The sequence below is a fragment of the Haloferax sp. ATB1 genome (assembly GCF_000730175.1).
Genome location: NZ_JPES01000035.1, coordinates 1 through 19,124, shown reverse-complemented (window position 1 = coordinate 19,124; position 19,124 = coordinate 1). Strand labels below are relative to the sequence as shown.

The 19,124-nt window shown below is 65.0% G+C and carries 20 protein-coding genes and 2 pseudogenes; 15 read left to right on the top strand and 7 right to left on the bottom strand.

The window, feature by feature from the left end:
• Positions 1 to 237 precede the first annotated feature (237 nt).
• On the bottom strand, positions 238 to 432 hold the full coding sequence (locus tag ATB1_RS05760; protein WP_004041873.1) for a cold-shock protein: 195 nt from the start codon (positions 430 to 432) through the stop codon (positions 238 to 240).
• A 252-nt stretch (positions 433 to 684) separates the two neighbouring features.
• On the opposite strand from ATB1_RS05760, the gene ATB1_RS05755 reads away from it, so the two are divergent.
• Positions 685 to 1,302 carry a bifunctional 2-polyprenyl-6-hydroxyphenol methylase/3-demethylubiquinol 3-O-methyltransferase UbiG gene (locus tag ATB1_RS05755; RefSeq protein WP_042662648.1) on the top strand — a complete coding sequence of 206 codons (618 nt, stop codon included), beginning with the start codon at positions 685 to 687 and terminating at the stop codon, positions 1,300 to 1,302.
• A gap of 13 nt (positions 1,303 to 1,315) precedes the next feature.
• On the opposite strand, the gene ATB1_RS05750 is transcribed toward ATB1_RS05755, so the two are convergent.
• On the bottom strand, positions 1,316 to 2,032 hold the full coding sequence (locus ATB1_RS05750; protein ID WP_042662645.1) for a hypothetical protein: 717 nt from the start codon (positions 2,030 to 2,032) through the stop codon (positions 1,316 to 1,318).
• 156 nt (positions 2,033 to 2,188) lie between these two features.
• Here ATB1_RS05750 and ATB1_RS05745 point away from each other — a divergent pair, with 156 nt between their 5' ends.
• Both ATB1_RS05745 and ATB1_RS05740 read left to right on the top strand, forming a co-directional pair.
• Positions 2,189 to 2,614 (top strand): DUF2178 domain-containing protein, encoded by a 426-nt coding sequence (locus tag ATB1_RS05745; RefSeq protein ID WP_042662644.1) that lies wholly within the window; start codon positions 2,189 to 2,191, stop codon positions 2,612 to 2,614.
• Complete coding sequence (locus ATB1_RS05740; RefSeq protein WP_008096333.1) at positions 2,611 to 2,832, top strand: helix-turn-helix transcriptional regulator; 222 nt, start codon at positions 2,611 to 2,613, stop codon at positions 2,830 to 2,832. Before ATB1_RS05745 ends, ATB1_RS05740 begins: the two co-directional genes overlap by 4 nt.
• Positions 2,833 to 2,834: 2 nt before the next feature.
• On the opposite strand, the gene ATB1_RS19780 is transcribed toward ATB1_RS05740, so the two are convergent.
• Entirely contained in the window at positions 2,835 to 3,644 is an 810-nt protein-coding gene (locus tag ATB1_RS19780) for a hypothetical protein (protein ID WP_052367774.1), read from the bottom strand.
• Positions 3,645 to 3,806: 162 nt separating this feature from the next.
• Between ATB1_RS19780 and ATB1_RS05730 the strand changes: the two genes are divergently transcribed.
• Positions 3,807 to 4,766, top strand: coding sequence for a hypothetical protein (locus ATB1_RS05730; protein WP_042662643.1), 960 nt, complete (start codon positions 3,807 to 3,809; stop codon positions 4,764 to 4,766).
• Positions 4,767 to 4,799: 33 nt separating this feature from the next.
• On the opposite strand, the gene ATB1_RS05725 is transcribed toward ATB1_RS05730, so the two are convergent.
• Positions 4,800 to 5,621, bottom strand: coding sequence for a winged helix-turn-helix domain-containing protein (locus ATB1_RS05725; RefSeq protein ID WP_157837721.1), 822 nt, complete (start codon positions 5,619 to 5,621; stop codon positions 4,800 to 4,802).
• 228 nt (positions 5,622 to 5,849) lie between these two features.
• Here ATB1_RS05725 and ATB1_RS05720 point away from each other — a divergent pair, with 228 nt between their 5' ends.
• The 7 genes and pseudogenes from ATB1_RS05720 to ATB1_RS05690 all read left to right on the top strand — a co-directional run bounded on the left by ATB1_RS05720 (position 5,850) and on the right by ATB1_RS05690 (position 13,190).
• Positions 5,850 to 6,764, top strand: a complete 915-nt coding sequence (locus ATB1_RS05720) for a UbiA family prenyltransferase (RefSeq protein WP_241768089.1) — start codon at positions 5,850 to 5,852, stop codon at positions 6,762 to 6,764.
• A gap of 70 nt (positions 6,765 to 6,834) precedes the next feature.
• Complete coding sequence (locus ATB1_RS05715) at positions 6,835 to 7,626, top strand: winged helix-turn-helix domain-containing protein (protein WP_042662641.1); 792 nt, start codon at positions 6,835 to 6,837, stop codon at positions 7,624 to 7,626.
• A gap of 142 nt (positions 7,627 to 7,768) precedes the next feature.
• The gene (locus tag ATB1_RS05710; RefSeq protein ID WP_128081409.1) at positions 7,769 to 8,971 is read left to right on the top strand and encodes a cytochrome P450; all 1,203 of its coding nucleotides are present in this window, start codon (positions 7,769 to 7,771) and stop codon (positions 8,969 to 8,971) included.
• A gap of 77 nt (positions 8,972 to 9,048) precedes the next feature.
• Entirely contained in the window at positions 9,049 to 9,780 is a 732-nt protein-coding gene (locus ATB1_RS05705) for a hypothetical protein (RefSeq protein ID WP_042662640.1), read from the top strand.
• Positions 9,781 to 9,854: 74 nt separating this feature from the next.
• A complete protein-coding gene (locus ATB1_RS05700) occupies positions 9,855 to 10,403 on the top strand; it encodes an NUDIX domain-containing protein (protein WP_042662639.1) in 549 nt (182 codons plus the stop codon).
• Between the two features lie 92 nt (positions 10,404 to 10,495).
• Positions 10,496 to 11,269: a CPBP family intramembrane glutamic endopeptidase gene (locus tag ATB1_RS05695; RefSeq protein ID WP_042662638.1), complete on the top strand. Its 774-nt coding sequence runs from the start codon at positions 10,496 to 10,498 to the stop codon at positions 11,267 to 11,269.
• 48 nt (positions 11,270 to 11,317) lie between these two features.
• Positions 11,318 to 13,190: pseudogene (locus ATB1_RS05690) on the top strand (SLC13 family permease).
• Positions 13,191 to 13,273: 83 nt separating this feature from the next.
• Here ATB1_RS05690 and ATB1_RS05685 read toward each other — a convergent pair.
• Together ATB1_RS05685 and ATB1_RS05680 are read right to left on the bottom strand one after the other, a co-directional pair.
• A complete protein-coding gene (locus ATB1_RS05685) occupies positions 13,274 to 14,794 on the bottom strand; it encodes a methyl-accepting chemotaxis protein (protein ID WP_042662637.1) in 1,521 nt (506 codons plus the stop codon).
• 6 nt (positions 14,795 to 14,800) lie between these two features.
• On the bottom strand, positions 14,801 to 15,073 hold the full coding sequence (locus ATB1_RS05680) for a hypothetical protein (protein WP_042662636.1): 273 nt from the start codon (positions 15,071 to 15,073) through the stop codon (positions 14,801 to 14,803).
• 186 nt (positions 15,074 to 15,259) lie between these two features.
• Here ATB1_RS05680 and tgtA point away from each other — a divergent pair, with 186 nt between their 5' ends.
• The 3 genes from tgtA (at position 15,260) to ATB1_RS05665 (ending at position 17,583) form a co-directional block, all read left to right on the top strand.
• Complete coding sequence (gene tgtA, locus ATB1_RS05675) at positions 15,260 to 16,819, top strand: tRNA guanosine(15) transglycosylase TgtA (RefSeq protein ID WP_042662635.1); 1,560 nt, start codon at positions 15,260 to 15,262, stop codon at positions 16,817 to 16,819.
• A 103-nt stretch (positions 16,820 to 16,922) separates the two neighbouring features.
• The gene (locus tag ATB1_RS05670) at positions 16,923 to 17,198 is read left to right on the top strand and encodes a winged helix-turn-helix domain-containing protein (RefSeq protein ID WP_004041883.1); all 276 of its coding nucleotides are present in this window, start codon (positions 16,923 to 16,925) and stop codon (positions 17,196 to 17,198) included.
• A gap of 79 nt (positions 17,199 to 17,277) precedes the next feature.
• Positions 17,278 to 17,583, top strand: coding sequence for a hypothetical protein (locus ATB1_RS05665; RefSeq protein WP_042662634.1), 306 nt, complete (start codon positions 17,278 to 17,280; stop codon positions 17,581 to 17,583).
• 48 nt (positions 17,584 to 17,631) lie between these two features.
• Here the strand turns inward: ATB1_RS05665 and epsC are convergent, their stop codons facing one another.
• A complete protein-coding gene (epsC, locus tag ATB1_RS05660; protein WP_042662633.1) occupies positions 17,632 to 18,495 on the bottom strand; it encodes a serine O-acetyltransferase EpsC in 864 nt (287 codons plus the stop codon).
• Positions 18,496 to 18,748: 253 nt separating this feature from the next.
• On the opposite strand from epsC, the pseudogene ATB1_RS05655 reads away from it, so the two are divergent.
• Positions 18,749 to 19,124 (top strand): annotated as a pseudogene (locus tag ATB1_RS05655) (PGF-CTERM sorting domain-containing protein); the annotation flags it as partial.

Below are 19,124 nucleotides of genomic sequence, written 5' to 3'. Positions count from 1 at the left end.
GAGCTTCCGGGGTCGCTCTCGCGGGCGACCGACCGGCGACTCGAACAGGCGCGCCGTCGCTCCGAGCAGGCCCGCGCGGCCGATACGCTCTAGTTAGTAGTTCGTGCGGCCGACACGCTCTGAGTGGTGAGTAGATAGTTCGCGTAGCCGACCGACTGCGAACGCGTCGCTCGCCGGTCGAATATACGCAAAATGTGAGTTATCGTTCTGCCGCGAAACGCGGCGTACTAAATTAGTTTAAAGGCGCGTGAGGTTCGTCGCGCGCGGGCCCTTGGGGGCCTGCTCGATGTCGAACTCCACATCCGTGCCTTCTTCGAGGTCCGGGCCGCCGATGTCTTCCATGTGGAAGAACACGTCGTCGTCAGCATCGTCCGTCGAAATGAAACCGTAGCCGCCAGTGTCGTTGAAGAAATCAACGTTTCCTTTCGCCATTGCTTTTGAACACACACGCCCTTTACGGATAAGACTTGTGAGGGTCGTGTTGTCATGGGGTTATTTTATTGAATACTTTTCTGAATCATCGGAATTTATAGACGAATGTTCTAGTGTGTCGGTTCTACTCGCGCTTGCCTAGTGGTTCGACGGTGATTGCTCGATAATCTGTGGTATCGGCAGTTCTCGGCGTCGAATCCGGTCGGTCGCGGCCGACGAGGCTTTACGCGTGGCCGGACGGTCTCCGACACCGTGGATGCTAACGACGTTCGTCGGAAGTGGGCGAATCGGTCGGGAGAGTTCTCGCCGGAGTACTACGCGTACTACGGACCGAACGAGACGAGCGAGTCGATTCGGCGCGTCTTCGAGGCGCGACTCGACCCCTCTGCGTCGATTCTCGAACTCGGTTGCGGTCCCGGTCGGCACCTCTCGCACCTCCGCGAACACGGCTTCGAGAACCTCCACGGCGTCGACATCAACCCCGACTGCTTCGAGGTGATGGCCGACGCCTACCCCGACCTCGCCGACTGCGGGACGTTCCGCGTCGCCGCCATCGAGGAGGTCGCCGAGGAGTTCTCCCCGGGCCAGTTCGACGCCGTCTACTCCATCGAGACGCTCCAGCACATCCACCCCGACGACGCGTGGGTGTTCGAGGCGCTCGCCCGGAGCGCGAGCGACTACTTCGTCACCGTCGAAAACGAGGGCGACCAGTCGGTCCCGCCCGAGGACCGCGGCGTCAACGACAACGAGTACGACTTCCCCCTCTACTACCGCGATTGGGCGGCCGTGTTCGAGCCGTTCGGGTTCGAACAGGTCGCCTGCGAGCGCGGCGACCGCGACACGCTCCGCGTGTTCCGCCGGACCGACTGACCTCGTTTTCGACTCAGAACCCGCCGTAGCGGAGGTACACCATGTCGGCGATGAGGACGAGTTGGAACACTCCCTGCACGCCGCCGAGCATGGCGTTCTGTTTTCCGATGGCCGAGATGACGCCGGGGTCCGGGTCCTCGGAGGTCATCTCGAAGTACATCCGTATCTCGCCGGGCATCAGGAAGCCGAAGCCCTGCACCGAGAGAATCGTGACGACGACGAGCGCGACGGCGATGGCCGGTGTGGTCATCTGAAAGTCGCCGATAGAGGTCGCGACCCACGCGAGCGACCCGACGGTGGCGACGGCGAAGGCGACCTGCCAGCGCCGGTCGCGCCACGCGTTCAGCCGTCGTCCGAGCAGGAGAAGCACCGGAATTAGGTTCGCGGCGGTGAACAGCGCGAGCCACGGTTCGGCGTGGGGAAACACCCCGAGTCGCTGGGCGAGCGTGATGCCGCCCGCGATGGTGACAAGCGCCATCGACGGGAGGAAAAACGCGGTCTTCGGCGTGAGGCGCTCGAACACCGCGGCGCTCTGTTCGTCCGTCAGGCCGCCGATGACCGGTCCGAGAATGGCCCCCATGAACAGGTCGGTGCCCGTCCAGAGCAGGCCCGCCATGACGTGGACGAACGTGTGTTGCTGGAGCGACCCGGCCGTGACCGCGTACCCCAACGCGAGTACGGAAACCGCGACGATGCCACCCGCGAACGCCGGGTTCGCCCGTCGTGCCATGCCCCCGATTGTCCCACCAATCGTTGCCCTGTGTTGGCTCATCACATCTGAGACGTGTATTATCGATGATAAAACCGGCGACGATGTCGGCCTCGGCTGGATGGATGAGAAGACGGGGAGTAAAGTTATATTGACAGAGTGTAAAGGTACATTTACATGACAACGAAGAACAACGATGCGGTCGATTTCGTCCGGCTCGCGGTGGGGGGCGTGTTCGCCCCGCTCCTCGTCGTCGCTGGGGTCGTTCTCGCGTGGTATTCGTTCCCGGTTGAAGGCGGTATCCTCGCCGTCGCCGGCGGCATCGCGGGGTATTACAGCTACCGGCGCTATCGTGGACTAACGCGGGCAGACACGTTAGAAGACGAGCGCGCCCAGCGCGTGACCGAGAAGGCGGGACTCAACGCCCTGTGGATCGTCATCCTCGTCATGATTGCTGGGGTGTACTTCTACCCGCGGCTCGTCGTCGGCGGTCCACTCGAATCGTTCGCGTCGTCGTACGGCGGACTCGGCGGTATCTACCTCGCGGTCGTGTTCCTCGCGTACGCCGGCGGTCGCCTGTACTACAGCCACCGCGGGCCATGAGCGTCCAGAACGAACTCCGCGTCTACCGGGCGAAACACGAGTACACCCAGGCGGAACTCGCCGTCGCGACGGACGTCTCCCGACAGACGATAAACGCCATCGAGACGGGAAAGTACAACCCGAGCCTCGAACTGGCGCTGAAACTTGCCCGGCTGTTCGACGTCGCCGTCGAGGACCTCTTTTGGCTCGACGAGGCGAGCGATGGAGGTTCGAACTAACGCTATACCTCCGCCTGTCCGACCGCGTCGGCGGTCATCTCGAATATCGTCTCCTCGCACTCCGGACACGAGAACTCGACCGCGTCGTACGTCTGACAGCAGGTCTCGCGTTCGACGCGGTCGAACTGAAGGGGCGTCCGGCAGACTGCGCACCGTTCGAGGAGAACTCGAACGCTCTGGAGGATTTTCGCCTTCCGAGCCGGCTCGAACGAGGCGAAACCGTCGACCGTTCGTTCGAGCGCGACCGCCGATTTCGCGTCCGCGACCGCGGCGGTTACCGACGGCCAGCGGGTGACGTAGTTTCTCTTGGGGCCCATCAGCCCGGGCCTTTCGTCTCCGAAGGAGACCGACACGTTGTCGAACACCCGCCGAAAGACCGATTCGAGGGCTTCCCGGTCGTCGCCGACGGATGCCGCGGCTCGCTTCTCGCTGAATTCGGCGGTGAGTCGCACGTCGGTTCCGTCTTCGGTGTCGGTCACGATTCCGCTCGCCGCGAGTTCTGCCAACGGGTCGAACGCTTCGTCCGGCGCTTCCCCCTCGGTGGAGGTCGGTGCGGGCGGTTGCTTACCAAACGCGGCGAGTACCGATTCGGGGAGGTACCGCTTCGTGAGTTGGGGCGTCCCCGGAACGAGATAGCCGCGGTAGTAAATCGCCGCGCCGGAGGCGGCGAACATTGCAACACCGACTATCGGACTCACCAGTGAAACGACGACCGACGCGACCACCGCGATGGCGGCGTTCACGACCGTACAGGGGAAACAGCGGTTTTCACCGGTGTACTCGGGTCGTCGAAGGCCTTGCAGGTTCACCATATGTGGTCCCGTCCGGGAGGACGCCAATCACTTTACCTGCCGAGATATCTCACCCCGTGGGTCAGCTCACACCGTGGCACGCGGCACGCCGCGGGACTGTTCGCCCCGTCCGATATCCCAGTAGGCAAATTGACACGAAAACCCGACGCAGGTCGAGCCGCAATGTCGGACAACAACGACAATGCGGACGAATCGAACGGATTGAACCGTCGTCGCCTGCTGCAGACGCTCGGCGCGACAACCGGTAGTCTCACGCTCGGTCTCACGGGGACGGACCTCGTCGCCGCGACTAAAAGCGGTGGGAAGCTCCCGTTCAGTCACGACGAACTCAAGGGTGGTGCGAAACGGAAGGCGGTCGAACAGGCGGTTGCGGCTTTTGAGGACGCGACCGACCTGCAGTCGACGCTTTCGGACCGGGACCTCGAAATCGTACGAAGCGACGCGGACGCGAAGCGGACCGTTTACAACGACTCTCGCGGCACGGTCGTCCGGGTCGGCCTCCCCCTCGACGGTCTCCCGGGCGACATCCACGGGGCGGTGCTCTGGTCGGACGACGGCTCTCTCGATGTCGTTATCGACGGCTCCGCGAAGTCGGTCGTCGGTCAGTTCAAGAACGTCACGGTCGACGACCTCTCCGTGAAAAACGAAGGTTCACAGGGTATCGAAGTCATCGGTGAGGACCGACACATCGTTCGGTTCTACGGTGAGTCGGCGTCGAAGGTTTCGACCGACAGCGTCTCTACGGACGGCGCGGTGCCGACGAGCGAGACGTTCGCCGTCGATGGGAGAGAACTCTCTCCGCAGTTCACGACGCAGTCGGTTTCGAGCGCGATCGAGTGCGCCCTTCGGTGTTCGGGCGGCGGGAGCGCCGTCCTCGGATGCGCGGCCGGCTGTGCCGCCTGTCCGACCGCGCCCGCGACGTGGGTTGCGCTCCTGTCCTGTCTCGCCTGTGCGGGGTGCGCCTGTAAGGTCGGGTGTTGTGTCGGCGACTGTATCGGAGACATCGAGTGTACGACGGCGCACTACTACTGCGTCGTCGGTGGCGTCGTCTCGCCCGGCCAGGCTGCCGCCGCGTGCTGTATCGATTACGGCTGTGGCTCCGCCGACTGTTCCCTGGTCTAACTCTCCGTTCGGTCCAGTTTTTGACAAAACTGCTCAGGCGATGCTCTCTACCTTCCGGTCTTCGAAGTTCGACTTATACGCGGTTGTCGCCCACCGGTCGAACAAACAACAGTCGCGCGACGTTTCGAGGAGACCGCAGGCGATATTCTGGTCGTTGTACGCCGTCACGAGGACCTTGTTCGGGGTCAAAAACAGTTCGTACGACGGCAGTTCCGATGCCACGAAAAAGCGACTCTTTTCGCCGAACATCGTGTCTCGACCCCTCCGAACACCCTCCGAGACATGGTTAGCGACGCTCGGCGTGACGAGCAACTCGATTTCGGAGTCACGCTCGATGAATCGCTGGAGGAGGTCGCCGTACAGCGGGTTGTACACGGGCATGAATCCGTAGAGCCGGTCGACCTCGGTGAGCACCTCGAGGACGCGCTCCGCCGGGGCATACGGTTGCTCGGGAGTCCCGACGGTCATGGAATACTGGTCTGTCAGCCGGAGGAACGTCTCTGCCTGTACATCTCCGAACAGCTCCTCGTGAACCGACTGCGGTAGTTGGTCGAGCACCTTCGAGAGGTCGACCAGTTGATTGACGCGCGAGACTGACGAATCGAGGGCGGTCGCGAGAATTCGACCGCCGAAGGTGAGAGAGAACACCTGCTTCGCTCCGGACGTGATCCAGCCGCGGTCCTCAAGTTCGTTCAGCGTCCGTCGAAGGGTCGTTCGCGGGATATCCAACGCCGTCTGTAACTCGTCTGCGGGACGCGGCCGCTCGGCGAGTGAAAACAGGATGTTCAGTCGGTTCTCCGTCCCGAAGAGGTACTGGAGCTCCCCGATACACTCTTCCAAGCAACGCTCGGGCATGTTCGAGTCTCTATTACAGCCACCCATTATGTCACCTGATAACAACGACACCGTCGCGTGAACGAACTCCCGTCTCGGTGACGAGGCCAGAGACCGGGACACGTCGCGCAGTCACGCGATTACTCTCGCCTCCCACAGTTTTTCGCAGACGAACGCGTTCGGGCAGCGGTGATTCTCCCGTTCGGTGAGATAATTTACGTCGTTTCACGAGACGTACGTGACTAACTCATGTCAAACACATTGGAGATGTCCGCGGGCGCCTCTGCGACACACACAGTTCGATGTCTCCTGCGAGTCAACCGCGTTCCCGAGACGGTCGGGTACAACGTCACCTACGTCGCTATCGGCGTCGGGCTCGCGTCTCGGTGGCCCGTCGACTCCGGAACGACGGCCCTCGTTGTCCTCTTCGCGGCGATCATGCTATCGAAGATGCAGGCGTCGGTCGCCGACGCGCTCCACGACCGTGAACTCGACGCGGAGAATCCGTCGAAGTCCGTCATCTCGAACGCCGTCTCACAGCTCGGATGTGAAGTCACTCGGACGCTCCTCGTGACGGAGATCGTCGTCGCGCTCGCCCTCTGGGGCTGGCTGACACACGTCTCCGGGACGCTCCTGTTTCTCGCATGCGGTGCCGCCGTCACGGTCTTGGGCTACGTGTACTCCTACCCGCCGCGGCTCAAAGAGCGCGGCGTCGTCAACCACGTGACGACGACCGGCGTCGACGTGGGCGGAGTCATCTTGCCCGTCGTCGTTCTCTCGGGTTCCGCACTCACTCCTTCGGTCTGGGCCACGCTCTTTGCCGTGTTTCTCTACGGCTTCGGGTATCACGTATTGCATCAGGCCGGCGACACCTACTACGACCGGGAGTTCGGCGTCACGACGTTCACCCAACGCCTCGGCGTCACGCGGAGCGTTCGGGTTGCGTCCGTGGCGACGATTCTCGCCGGCGTCGTACTGTGCGCTTACGGGGCTGTCCTCGGTGGGGTTGCCGCCCTTGCGGTCGGTGTCGGCTACGCGGTGCTCGCGGCACGAGTGGCAGGTCGGTCGGAGCGAGCGCAGTCCGACGCGGTGTCGCGGTGGTTCCACATCGGATGGGTCGCGACGTTCCTCAACGGCTCTCTCGCCGCCAGTCTGTTCCTGTGATATAATTTCGAATAACGCGGTTCGAAACCAAATGCCGAACTTTATCAATTCACAATCATTTTCCTGTGATATGTCTGATGATATTTCGGGCCGGGACGTTCGGGTAACGATGCAGAAGCGACACGATATTCTCGTCGCCCTGGCGACCGAGCCTCAGACGAAGCCCGAACTCGTCGAATCGGTCGGCCCGTCTCGTTCCACGGTCGACCGTGCAGTACACGCCCTCCAAGAGATCAGGTGCGTCACGCGGTGTGACGGTGATTACTGCCTTACTCCGGTCGGTCGCATCGCTCTCGCCGAGCACGAGCGCTACGTCGAGACGATGGACGGAATCGCTAGTGCGACCGACGTGTTGAACGCCCTCCCGAACGACGTTCGTATCGCTCCCGAATTCCTCAGCGGTGCCGACGTCCGGGTCGCGTCGGCGCACGCGCCCGAGTCGGCGCTGCAACCGAGTCTATCCCGACTGGACGCCCCCGGCCGTTTGGTCGGGTTCGCACCGGTCGTGCTTTCGCTTTACACCGACACGCTGACCGACCTCGTCACCGAACACGACATCGACGTCGAGATCGTGCTTCGGCGGGGAACGCTCGATTCGCTCCTCGAGTACTACCGCGACCGGTTCGACGACGCGGCGGTGGCCGGCCACTTCGAGTTCCACGTCTCGGACCGACCGGTTCCGTACGCGCTCTGGATCAAGGAACGCGAGGAGTCCCCCGTGGCCGGCATCACGGTCCACGAGCACGGCGGGGTCCGCGGTGTCCTGATGAATGATGAGCCGCGGGCGGTCGAGTGGGCCCGGGACACCTACGAACACTACCGCGAAGAGGCACGTCACGTCACGACGGAACTCCAGCCGTGACGCCGCCGAACAGTCCCCCGCCGGCCGCCGATGCGCCGCTTCCGCCAAGCCCGCCGGGCGTGCCGGTTCTCGGTCACACTCACCGGCTCCTCCGAACGAACCCGCTCGACTGGTTCACTGACCTCTCGGAGCCTACGGCGACGTGGTTCGGGTTCGAATCGCCGGGCAGTCGGTCATCGCGCTCTCGAACCCCGACGATATCGAAAGGGTCCTCATCGAGCGCAACCAGCACTACCGGAAAGGGGGGTTCCAGAAACTCGTGACCCGCTCGCTCCTCGGAAACGGCCTCGTCCTCGCCGAGGGAGACGCGTGGCGTGCGCACCGTCACGACCTCGAGCCCGCGTTTCACCCCGACCGGCTCTCCGCGTACGCCCGGACCATCCGGTCGCACACCCGCTCGTTTCTCGACGGAATCACGACGGGCGACGTGATCGACCTCGAGTCGTCGATGAAACGACTGACGCTTCGAATCATCGCCGACGCGTTGTTCGGCGTCGATGTCGCCGACGACACGACCGAACTCGGGTCGGCGTTCGAGCGGATTCTCGACCACTTCGAGCGAATCAGCCGGACGTACGTCTATCTGCCCGAATGGATCCCGACGCCGGAGAACCTCGGATATCGACGGGCGCTGACGAGGCTCGAAGCAGCCGTCGACGAAATTCTCGACGCCCATCGGGACGGGAGCGTCGACCGGCGAACCGCCGTGACCGGGCTCCTCGAGAGTGATTCCGAATGGAGTCGGACGGAGTTGCGAGACGAAATCGTGACGCTACTGGTGGCGGGACACGAAACCACGGCTCTCGCGCTGACGTTCACGGGGTTTCTCCTCGGTAGCCACCCGGACATCGCCTCGCGAGCCGCGACCGCGGCCCGCCGTCTCGAGGGACCGAACTTCGTCGAAGCAGTCGCGGACTGCGACGTGTTAGACCGGGTTCTCAAGGAGTCGCTCCGGTTGTATCCGCCCGTCTACGGCATCTTCCGCGAACCAACGACGGACGACGTACTCGGCGGCTACCGGATACCGTCCGGATCGATTCTCGCGCTCAATCAGTGGGTCGTCCACCGCGACGACCGCTTTTTCCCCCGACCGACGGAGTTCCGTCCGGAGCGGTGGACGCCGGCGTTCGAACAGTCGCTCTCTCCGGGGGCGTATTTCCCCTTCGCGGCGGGACCACGGCGGTGTCTGGGTGACCGCTTTGCGAGCCTCGAAGCGAAGCTCGTCCTCGCGTCGCTCCTCCGACGGTTCGACATCGAACTGGTGTCCGAGGGGTCACTCGACGTCGTCCCGTCGCTGACGACACAGCCCAAAAATCCGGTTCGTGTTCGCTTGACTGAGGCGTGATCGGGTCGAAGTACCGTCCATCGTGGAGGCGCCCCAGCACGGGTGCACTTATCCCCTCCAGCGCCCACCCTCCGACAATGACTGACGCCCTCTCGTTCGATATCACGAGCGTCGACGATGTCGCGGCCAACCGCGACGAGGTCGTCGCCGCGGTCGAGGCCCACGCAGGCACCATCGCGCGCGAACTCGCCATCCTCCAGGGCGGCGACTACGGCCAGGAGACGTTCAAGACGCGCCGCGGGACGTGGACGCTCAAGTACGAAGCGGGCGCGCTGCAGTACCTCCGGTTCAAGGGGAAGTCGGGCGGCGAGACGTACGTCGTCTCGACCAAACAGCCGCCGGAGCCGAAGGCGCTCGGAACGGCGATGCAGGACTACCCGGCGTTCGTGGAGGCGTACAACGAACACGTCGAGTCGCTCGACGGCGTCCTCGACGACGTGCCGACGGAGTTCCCCGCGGTGACGACGACCGAGGAAATCGTCGCCCAGCGGGACCAACTCGTCTCGACCATCCGCGAGGTGGCCGACACCATGGCGGGCGAACTCAACCGCTTCGACGGCGAGTACGGAACGTTCACCCAGCGGGTCGGCGGCACGCGCTGGGAGCTGAAGTGGGACGGCCCGCGGGCGTCGTACCTGCGCGTCGGCGGCGAGGGCGGTATCTACCTGCTGTCGCAGTACGAACCGCCCGCCGCGCCCGACGTGCGCGAACTCGCCGGCGACTTCGTCGCGTTCGTGGAGGCGTACAACGAGTACGTCGACGACCTCGAAGCCGACCTCGCGACCGTCTCGTTCGACGACGCTGGGTAACGGCGGTATCGTTCGGTGACGCGGTGTATCGGGGCACCGCGACGTTTTTGGAAACACCGCCGTCACGTGAAGCCATGAGCGACGACGACCTCGCGTGGGAGACCACCGACACCCGCATCGACTACTCGTGTCCCGGCTTCGACATCCGCATGGACGACGTTCGGCTCCCCGACGGGACCGAGACGGACTTCCACTACGTCGACGAGCCGGCGGCCGTCGTCGTCGTTCCCTTCACGCCCGACGGCGACGTGGTCGTCATCGACGAGTGGCGGCAGGCCGTCGGCCGGACGAACCGCGGACTCCCCGCCGGCGGCACCGAACCGGACGACGACGACTACGCCGCGGCCGCCCGGCGCGAACTCGCGGAAGAGACCGGCCACGAGGCCGAGACGGTCGGGCCGCTCGTGACCGTCGAGCCGGCAAACGGCATCGCCAACTCGGTCCACCACTACTTCGTCGCGCGCGGGTGCGAGCCGAGCGCCGACCAGAACCTCGACTTCAACGAGAGCATCCGCCCGACGACGGTCGGCTACGACGACCTCAAGCGAGCCGTCCTCGCGGGCGAGGTCCGCGACGCGCGGACGGTCCTCGGCGTGCTCTACTACGAACTCGCCGGCGAGTAGCGCACCCGGTCACTCGCGCACCCCGCGTTCGCCCCTCGAACCCCGTTCCGAGGCGAGAAGGATTTTGACGCCGGCGCTCTAAGTGGTCGCCTGTGTCTACTACGACGCGTCTCCCCGACCTCGCTCGGTCCTTCCTCGCAGCTATCGCCCTCGGCGGCGGCGGTCTCGTCGTCGGCACGATACTCGTCTTTATCACGCAGTTCGCGGCGGCGAGCGCGGGCGTCGAACTGACGCCCCTCGCGCTCGTCGTCACGTCGCTCATCCTCCTGCAGGGTATCGCCTTCGGCGGCGTCGCCCTCATCTACAGCCGGTACCGCGGCCTCGACCGCTCGTACTTCGGCGTCTCGGTCCCGTCGCTCCGCGACATCGTCGCGGTCGTCCTCGGCTACGTGACCGCGCTCGCCGCGGCGTTCGTCGGCGCGTTTCTCGTCTCGACGTTCGGCGTCCAAGCGGGGTCGAACCAGGTGACCGAAATCGCCGCGCAGGACCCCGAGGTGCTGTTGCTCCTCGTCCCGGCGTCGTTCCTCCTCATCGGCCCCGGCGAGGAACTGCTGTTCCGCGGGGTCGTCCAGAACCGCATCCGCGAGTCGTTCGGGCCGGTTCCGGGCATCGCCCTCGCCAGCGCCATCTTCGCCGCGATTCACTACGTCGCGCTGACCGGCGGCGCGGGCGGCCGCCTCGTCACCATCGGCATCCTGTTCCTCCCGAGCGTCGTCTTCGGCACGGCGTACGAACTGACCGACAACATCGCCGTCCCGGCGCTCATTCACGGCGCGTACAACGCGACGCTGTTCTCGCTGGCGTACCTCGTGTTCAAGCTCACCGAGATGAACCCCGGCGGGGTTCCGTCCGGTCTGCTGTTCTGAGCCGTCGCCGATACCAGCCTTTTTCCTTCGCTATCCCCTCCGTCAGACGTGTTCTTCTCCACACTCGTGTCGGCCGTCCAGGGGCTCGTTCCGGCGGCCGTCACGGTGGATATGCTCGTCGTCTTCGCGCTCATCTTCCTCTCTCTCGTCTTGTTCGCCACCGAATGGCTCCCCATCGACGTGACCGCCATCGTCGTGATGGTCCTCCTGATGGTGCTGGAGCCGTGGACGCAAATCACCCCGCAGGAGGGGCTCTCGGGCTTCGCCAGTCCCGCGACCATCACCGTGTTGGCGATGCTCATCTTGAGCACTGGCGTCAACCGAACCGGAATCGTCCAACACATCGGACGAAAGATGGCCGAGTACGCCGGCAACAGCCAAACGAAGCAGCTCGCCGCGACCATTAGCGTCACCGGCCCGGTGTCGGGATTCATCAACAACACGCCGGTCGTGGCCATCCTCGTTCCGGTCGTCGCGGACCTCGCGCACAAGGGCAAGACCTCGCCGTCGAAGCTCCTCATGCCGCTTTCGTTCGCCTCGATGCTCGGCGGCACCCTGACGGTCATCGGCACCTCGACGAACATCCTCGCCAGCGACATCGTGGCCTCAACTCGGGCGGGAGTCGCCCGGCCTCGGCCTCCACGCCTTCGGGATGTTCGAGTTCACCAAACTCGGCGTCATCGTCTTCGTGGTCGGCGCGGTCTACCTCATGACGGTCGGCGTCCGCCTGCTCCCGAAGCGGGTCCCCGCCGAGGACGACCTCGTCGAGGAGTACGCGCTCCAGGAGTACCTCGCCGACGTGGTCGTCCCCGCCGACTCGTCGCTCATCGGCCAGACCGTCCAAGAGGCCCTCGGGAACGACGACCTCGACATCGACGTGTTACAGCTCATCCGCTACGGCGAGCAGTTCCTCGAACCGCTGGCCCGCAAGGAGATTCACGAGAACGACACGCTCCGCCTCCGCACGAACCGGGAGACGCTCGAACGAATCATGCGCTCGGAAGGGCTCACGTTCGTCGGCGGCCCCCGCTCCGAGAGCGACCTCCACCCGGGCGAAGCAGAGCCGGTCATGGTCGAGGTCGTCATCCCCTCGGGCTCGTTTCTCGTCGGTGAGAGCCTCGCCAGTTCGACGTTCCGACAGCGCTACGACGCGAACGTGCTCGCCTTCCGGACCCGCGGGAAGGTCGTCCGCGACCGGTTCGAGGACATCGACATCCGCGTCGGCGACACGTTACTCGTGCAGGCCCCGCCCGACAGCCTCACGCGCCTCGTCCAAAACGAGGACTTCATCGTCGCCCACGAGTTCGAGGACGCCGACTACCGAACCGAAAAGACGCCGTTCGCCGTCGCCATCATCGCCGGGGTCGTCGCGCTCCCGGCGTTCAACGTCCTCCCAATCGTCGTCTCGGCGCTCGGCGGCGTCGTCGCGATGATTCTCACCGGCGTCCTCAAGCCGAACGAACTGTACAAATCGGTCGAGTGGAACGTCATCTTCCTGCTCGCGGGCGTCATCCCGCTCGGCGTCGCGCTCCAACAGACGGGTGCCGCGGCGCTCCTCGGTGACGCCGTCGCCTCGACCGCGACGTTCCTCCCCGCAATCGGCGTCCTGTGGGTGTTCTACCTCGCGACCGGGTTGCTCACGAGCGTCATCTCGAACAACGCGAGCGTCGTGCTCATGATTCCGGTCGCCGCCAGCGCCGCCCAATCAATCGGGGCCAACGCGTTCGCGTTCGTCCTCGCCGTCACGTTCGCGGCCTCGACGGCCTTCATGACCCCCGTCGGCTACCAGACGAACCTGTTCGTCTACGGCCCCGGCGGCTACACGTTCTCGGACTTCCTCCGCGTCGGCGCGCCCTTGCAGTTGCTCCTGTCGGTCGTCACCGTGGCCGGCATCGCCTTCTTCTGGGGCGTCGGCGCGTAGGGCGCGTAGGCGCGTCACCCTCGTTAGTGCGAGTCGGCGGAAAAACGTCGGGGTCGCTCGCCCGCGTGGTCGCCGGTCGTCGGTCAGTTCGGTCCGTCGTCGCCGGCCCCGTCGGCCCGCATCGCTCGGTTGGGGGTTGACGCCGCGGGCGTCGCCGTTTCGCGGCCCGGCGTGCCGCCCATCGCGCGCCCGGAGTCGAACTGCGAGACGAGCGATTTGAGCTGTTGTGCGCGCTCCGACAGCGACGAGGACGACGCCGCAATCTGCTGGGTCGCGGCGGTCTGTTCCTCGGCGGCGGCCGAGACGTTCTGCGCCTCGGACGCCGTCTGGTCGCTGAGGTTCGTTATCTCGTCCATCATCGTGACGACCTCCTGGGTCGACTGCGCCTGCTCGTCGGTGGCGCTGCTGATAGACTGGATGGAGTCGTTGCTGTCCTCGATTTTGTGGACGATCTCTTCGAGCACGTCGACCGTCTCGCCGACGGTCTCGCGGCTGGATTCGACCTCGGATTGCGTCTCGAAGGTGTCCTCGGCGACGTTCTCGGTCGACTGCTCGATGTCGCGGATGAGCGAGTCGACCTCTTGGGTCGCCTCGGCGGTCTCCTCGGCGAGCGTCTTCACCTCGCTGGCGACGACGGCGAATCCCTCGCCGGCGTCGCCCGCGCCCGCCGCCTCGATGGAGGCGTTGAGCGCGAGGATGCTCGTCTTCTCGGCGATGTCGTCGATGAGGTCGACGACCTCGCTGATCTGCGTGACCGACTGCTGGAGGTCTTCGACCTCGTTTACGGTCTCGGTCGACCGCGACTCCAACTGCTCCATCTTCTCGATGGTCGAACCGGCGGCCTCCTGGCTCTCCTTGGCGCGTCCGACGGTCTGTTGGGACTGCCGCGCAATCTCCTCGGACGAGGAGGCGATCTCCTCGATGGTCGCAGAGAGGTTGCTCAGTTCGGACTCCGCGGCGTTGAGGTTCCGGTGTTGGGTCTCGTTGCCCGCGGAAATCTCCTCGATGCTGTTGGCCACGTCGGTGCTCGTCGTCTTCACGGCGTCCGCGCTCGCGGTGACCTCGGAGCTCTCGTCGTCGACCTGCTCGGCGAACGTCTGTATCTGGACGATGACCGAGTCGATGGCCTCTAACATCTCGTTGAAGCCCCGCCCGATGCGGCGCATCGCGTCGTTGTCGCTCTCGGCGTCGACGCGGACGGTGAGGTCGCCGTCGGCGGCCGTCTGCATCGCGTCGCCGTAGCTCTCGGCCTGCCGTTCGAGGTCCGTCGTGAGCGCGTCAAGTTCGCGCCGCCGTTCGTCGGCGTCGTCGACGAGTTCCTTCATGTCCGCGACGATGGCGAGCGTCGCGGTGCCGCCGATGGCGAAGACGGCGACCGTGGCGGTCATCAGCGGCGAGGTCACGAGGTTGAATATCTCGGTGTAGATGCCGAGTTTTTCCATCGTGAGGCTGACCATCCACAGAATCGCCAGCACGGAGGCGAACGCGTACGTCAGCCAGAACGACGCTTCCGCGTCGGTGTCGCGGTAGTTGAGCCACGCCAGCACCGCCGCGCCGATGAACCCGATGGTCCCGATAGCGTCGAACAGCGCGTCGATTATCACGCGGCGTCACCGTCCTTTGATGACGTTTTTCCGGCGGACGTACGCCGCCGCGAAGAACGTGACTCCCGCGAGGCCGATGCCGACCGCGTGCTCGACGAAGTTGAGCACCGACCCGAGGAACAGCGCCTCGACGTTCGTCGCGACCATCCCGACCACGAGCAGGACGTACCCCACGGCGAACAGTTTGGTCTCCTCTCTGTACTGCGTGATAACCGGTATGAGCCCGACGAGCGCGACGGCGAGCGCGGTTACTTCGAGCGGTGATAAGTCGGCTAACATCTACCTTCTCGGTTGAGCCAATCTCTTTGTAAACTGTTCGTCCAAAAAATCACGTTTGATACTCCTCGTGTAGATTATCTAGAACATTTCAAGGAATGCGGTGGTATATCTTCGCGCGTCCATTTTTCGACGGCCGGCCGCCCCGCGAACGCAACCCTTACCGCCGCGCTCGGGAAACGCCACTCCATGCGCGACCACTTCGAACTCCGCGACGGGGACCTCGCCGGGCGCATCGGCCGCCTTTCGGTCCCCCGTGCGGGGGTCACCGTCGAGACGCCGGCGCTCCTGCCGGTCGTCAACCCCAACATCGACACGATTTCGCCCGCGCGACTGGAGTCCGAGTTCGGCGCGGACATCCTCATCACCAACTCCTACATCATCAAGACGAACGAGCACCTCCGCGAGGAGGCGCTGGACGTGGGTCTCCACGAGATGCTGGACTTCCACGGGGCCATCATGACCGACTCGGGGTCGTTCCAACTCGCCGAGTACGGCGAAATCGACACGACGACCGAGGAGATTCTGCAGTTCCAGCGGGACATCGGCACCGACATCGCCACGCCGGTCGACATCCCGACGCCGCCGGACGTGGCCCGCGAGCAGGCCGAGACGGACCTCGAAATCACGAAACGGGCCCTCGCCGACGCCGAGGCGGCCGACACGGGCGAGATGCTCGTCAACGCGCCCGTTCAGGGATCGACCTACCCGGACCTCCGCGAGGAGGCCGGCCGCCACGCCGACGCGACCGACCTCGACGTGTTCCCCGTCGGCGCGGTCGTGCCGATGATGAACGCCTACCGCTACGACGACATGGTCGACGCCGTCGCGGCCGCCAAGCGCGGCCTCGGCGTCGACGCCCCGGTCCACCTGTTCGGCGCGGGCCACCCGATGATGCTCGCGCTCGCCGTCGCGCTCGGCTGTGACCTCTTCGACTCCGCCGCCTACGCTCTCTACGCCCGCGACGGGCGCTATCTCACGGTCCGCGGCACCGAACACCTCGAAGACCTCGACTACCTCCCGTGTACCTGCCCCATCTGCACGGAGTACTCGCCGGACGACCTGCGCGCGAAGGGGTCGAAACGACAGGAGCAACTGCTCGCTGAGCACAACCTCCACGTCACGTTCGCGGAACTCCGCCGCATCAAGCAGGCCATCCGCGACGGCGACCTCATGGAACTCGTCGAGGAGCGCGCCCGCTCGCACCCGGCGATGCTCGACGGCTACCGGGCCCTCCTCGACCACGTCGACCAGCTCGAACGCGAGGACCCCGCCTCGAAGGGCGCGTTCTTCTACGCCTCCAACGAGAGCGCCCACCGGCCCGAGGTCGCGCGCCACCACGACCGCATGGACCGCCTGACCGCCGAGGGCCACGTCCTCCTCACCGAGGGCGGCACCCCCTCCGGCGACGACTTCGACGCGACGTGGCGGGTCGTCCCGCCGTTCGGCCCGTTCCCGCGGGCGCTCTCCGAGACGTATCCGCTCACCGCCGAGGTGCCCGAGCGCCTCGACCGCGACGCCTACGAGCAGGCCGCCCGCGGCGTCTCGCGGCTGGTCGAGGAGAACCCCGACGCGGCGTTCACGCTGGCGCACGACGACTGGCCCGAGTCGGCGCTCGCCCGCGTTCCCGAATCGGTCGAGTTGGAGTCGCTGTCGGCGGTCTCCGAGCGGTTGGCCGACGAGGCGTCGGCCGAGAGTGACGACGTGCGCGTCGAGGGCGACGACGGTTCGGCGTCGACCGAGGAGTAGCCGCGTCGGCCGCATCGGTTGCGGTGGTCGCGTCGGTTTCGTCGGTCGCGTCTCTGTCTGTCGGTCGATGCTCTTAGGTTCACCCGACGTATCAACGAACACGATGGAGGCTGTCCTCTGGTACGTGCTCACGGGAACCCGCGGCGGTGAAAACCGTGTGCGTATCCTCAAGACCGTCGAGGAACAGCCCCGAAACGCCAACCAGTTGGCCGAGACGCTCGACCTCGACTACAAGACCGTCCGGCACCACCTCGACGTGCTCATGGACAACGACGTGGTCCAGCGCAGCGGCGACGACTACGGCGCGGTCTACCTCCCGTCGCCGCGGTGTCGCGCCAACTGGGAGACCGTCGAGACAATCGTCGAGCGGATGGACTGAGCATGCGAGTCACGGACGCGGTGATTATGGAAAGATTTGGGAAAGCGTATATCAGGATGACGGGGAAAGGGGAGAACGAATGAGTATCTGGGTGGACGTCGCGACGGTCTCCTCGGGCGTCAACGTCGTCGTGCTCCTCGCACTGTCGGCGGTGTGGGCCCGAAACTACCTGACCTTCAGGTCTAAACACGCCGTCGGACTCCTCGTGTTCGGGGTGTTCCTCCTCGCCGAGAACGCGCTGGCGTTCTACATGTACATCCTCGACCCGACGCTCTCGGGGTGGTTCAGCACCGACGTGCCCGTCATCGCGTGGCGACTGATGATGCTGTTACACGTCTTCGAGACGTTCGGACTCGTGTTCCTCGCGTGGATTACGTTCGACTGAAAACACGGTTTTTCCCGCTCCCGTCCGGTTTTTCTCGTTGCCGCCCGCTCAGTCGCGGTGTTTTCGCTCGTGAGTCGGGTGTTCGGAGATAAACACGCTCGTGTGGTCCGGCACGTCCTCGGTGACCCACGAGTTCGCGCCGATACTCACGTGGTCGCCGACGGAGACCGCGCCGAGCACCTTGGTCCCCGCGCCGATGACGACGCTGTCGCCGATGTCCGGGTGTCGCTTGTACCCCTTCTTGAGCGAGTGTTCGTCGTCTTCGTCCTCCTCGAAGTGGAGCGCGCCGAGCGTCACGTCCTGATAGATGCGCGCCCACTCGCCGATGGTCGTCGTCTCGCCGATGACGACGCCGGTGCCGTGGTCGATGAAGAAGTAGTCGCCGATGGTCGCACCGGGGTGGATGTCGATACCCGACTCCATCTTCGCGTACTCGGCGAGCTCGCGGGCGTATTCGGGCGCGCCGGCCTCGTAGAAGGCGTGGGCGACGCGGTGGACGATAATCGCCTGCACGCCGGGGTACGACCGGATGATTTCGACGTAGCTCCGCGCGGCTGGGTCGCCCTTGTAGGCCGCCTCGACGTCCTTTTTCAGCGTCTCGCGGATGTCGGGGAGGCGTCTGACCACCTCATCCACGACGGGCGCGGGGTCCTCTTCGGCGTAGGGGTCGATACCGGAGTGACAGAGCGCGGCGAAGTTGGCGACGCCGTCGCGGAGGAGTTCCTCGTCGCCGATCCACGGCCCCGCGTTCCAACAGCGCGGGAACAGGAGGCGCTTGATGAGGTCGACGTCCTCTCGCAGGTGATTCCGCCGCGGGAACGAAAGCGACGTGTCCGTGGGGAAGGGGTCGTCGTCGGCGCGGTAGGACGCCGCGAGCCCGAGGTGCGCGTCGCCCGAGTAGGTGTAGGACATCCGATAGCGATAGTTGGTGGACGAGCGGTATTTAACCCCGTCTCATCGGGCCCGATTCGCCGCCTTCGAACCGCGACTTCCGAGCGCGAATCGATCTCACCAGTCGGCGCGCTCCCGACCGCCGGATAAGGCTTCTGGCCGCCGAAATCGGGCGACTGGGGGCACATCGGGGAGAGATTTGGGTGACAGTTCGGAAAATCTTCTTTTAAATATTCGTCCCCCTCTGAGCATGCGACGCACACTCGCAGTGTTGATGACACTCGTCGTGGTCGTCGGGGGCATCCCGGCGGCCGCAGCGGCACAACAGGAGACCGCGTCCGTCTCCTTCGAGAACCAAGCGACAGGCGGCACGACCGTGACGGTTGATTCCGTCACGCTCCCCGACGGCGGCTTCGTGACGATTCACGACGCCTCCGTCACGGACGGTAACGTCCTCGGGAGCGTCGTCGGTTCGTCGGCGTACCTTGACGCCGGTACCCACGAGAACGTGACCGTCCACCTCGACGAACCCGTCGGTGAGTCCGGCACGTTCGTCGCCATGCCCCACATGGACTCCGACGGCGACCGCGTCTACTCGTTCGTCGCGGCTAACGGCGAGGCGGACGGCCCGTACACGGCTGACGGCAGCG